1 protein-coding gene and 1 pseudogene are annotated in these 2,087 nt (G+C 71.4%); both read right to left on the minus strand.

Features of this window, described 5'->3' with window-relative positions; all coding sequences use genetic code 11:
* Nucleotides 1-1,614, minus strand: a 1,614-nt coding sequence (locus AC1DZC_RS19820; RefSeq protein ID WP_477044456.1) for a methyl-accepting chemotaxis protein, incomplete at its 3' end; no start/stop codon positions are given.
* Between the two features lie 203 nt (nucleotides 1,615-1,817).
* Nucleotides 1,818-2,087, minus strand: a pseudogene (locus tag AC1DZC_RS19825) (methyl-accepting chemotaxis protein); the annotation flags it as partial.

Here is a 2,087-nt window from a genome sequence, read left to right on the forward strand (position 1 = left end):
GTGCGTGCGCAGGTCGGTGGACAGGCGCGCCAGCTCGCTGACGGCGTCGCCCATCTGCCCCAGGGTCTGCGAGGAGGACGCGGCCGAGCTCGCGACGCCACCGATGTTGACCGCGATCTCCCCGGACCCGGTCGCGGCCTCGGCCACCCCGCGGGACATCTCGTTGGTCGTCGCGGTCTGCTCCTCGACCGCCGAGGCGATCGTCAGCTGGTAGTCGTTGATCGACGCGATGATCGAGGCGATCTGCCCGATCGCCGCCACCGCACCGGTCGTGTCGGCCTGGATCGCCTCCACCCGACGCGCGATGTCCTCCGTGGCCCGGGCCGTCTCCGAGGCCAGCTCCTTGACCTCACCRGCCACGACCGCGAACCCCTTGCCCGCCTCACCAGCACGCGCAGCCTCGATCGTCGCGTTCAACGCCAGCAGGTTCGTCTGCTCCGCGATGCTSGTGATCGTCTTGACCACGTTCCCGATCTGCTGGCTGGACTCACCCAGCCGGGCCACCTGCTCGTTCGCCGACGACGCCGCCGACGTGGCCTGGTCGGCCACCTTCGCGGCCAGGTTCGCGTTCTGCGCGATCTCCCGGATCGAGGCCCCCATCTGCTCCGCCCCGGCCGCGACCGCCTGCACGTTGCGCGACACCTGCTCCGCGGCAGCCGCGACGACACCCGCCTGCGCACTGGTCTCATCGGAACCCGCCGCCACCTCGCTCGAGGAGGCGGACAGCTGCTCGGCCGCGGCCGCCACGGTCTGTGAGGTCTCGACGACCCCCTGCAGCGTCGCGACGATCGAGTCCTGGGCGGCGCCGAGCGCGTCGGCCATGCGACCCAGCTCGTCGCTCGAGTCGACGGTGGCGCGGACCGTGAAGTCGCCGCCGGCCATCGCCACCAGCGAGCCGCGGACGCGCTGCACGGCGCCGACGATGCTGCCGGCGATGAACCAGCCGAGCGTCAGGGCCAGCGCGAGCGCCACGACCAGGCTGATCGTCAGGATGCGGCCGGCACGGTCCGCCTTCGCGACGGAGGTCGCGGCCAGGTTGTCGGTGTAGCCGCTGATCTCCTGGACCATCGTCTCGAGGTCGCCGGTGAACTTGTCGACCGCCGGCTGGCTGACCTCGGCCAGGAGCTTGGCGTACGCGTCGACGTTGGTGCCGGTGGCCGCCGGGACGAGCTGGCTGTCGCGGACCCGCAGCCACGCCTCGTAGTCCTGCGCGAAGGCCTGCCAGCTCGGCGCCTGCGAGGCGTCGCTCGCGGCGTACGCGTCCATGACCTTCGTCATGGCGGCGTCGTTCTCCTGCTGCTGCGCCAGCCACGACTGCTGCTCGGTGCGCGTGGTCGCGGCGGCGAGCTGGGCGATGACCAGGCGGGCCTGCATCTGGCGCTGCTCGATCTCGACACGCATGTCGATGATCGACGACTGGATGACGGCGAGCGTCTTGCTGGCCTCCGACGCCGACTGGAGCGCGCTGACGGCGTAGATGCCGGAGCCCACCGCGACGGCCGCCATGACGAGGATCGCCGTGAGGATCTTCGTGCGGATCGAGCGGTCGCGGAACCACCGGGCGGGACGACGGCGGGTGGCCGTGCTGCTGCTCCTGAGGCCGGTCTTGCGCATGGTTGCTCCTGGTGGCGTGGGGCTCGTTGACCGTGTGATCGGCCGTCCACGGCCCTTTGTGAGTGCTCCGGACGCGATGCCACCCGTCGAAGATCTGGGTGCTAGCACCTACGTCCCGTATGGGGGATTCGAGAGGCCCGCGGACAGGCCGACGCCCCGCCGGCAGGGGGTGCGGCGGGGCGTCGGGGTCGTGCGGGGGCGTCCTAGAACGTGAAGGCGGAGACCCTCGTGCGCAGGTCGGTGGACAGGCGCGCCAGCTCGCTGACGGCGTCGCCCATCTGCCCCAGGGTCTGCGAGGAGGACGCGGCCGAGCTCGCGACGCCACCGATGTTGACCGCGATCTCCCCGGACCCGGTCGCGGCCTCGGCCACCCCGCGGGACATCTCGTTGGTCGTCGCGGTCTGCTCCTCGACCGCCGAGGCGATCGTCAGCTGGTAGTCGTTGATCGACGCGATGATCGAGGCGATCTGCCC

It is taken from the genome of Cellulomonas sp. P2_B4, assembly GCF_056404795.1.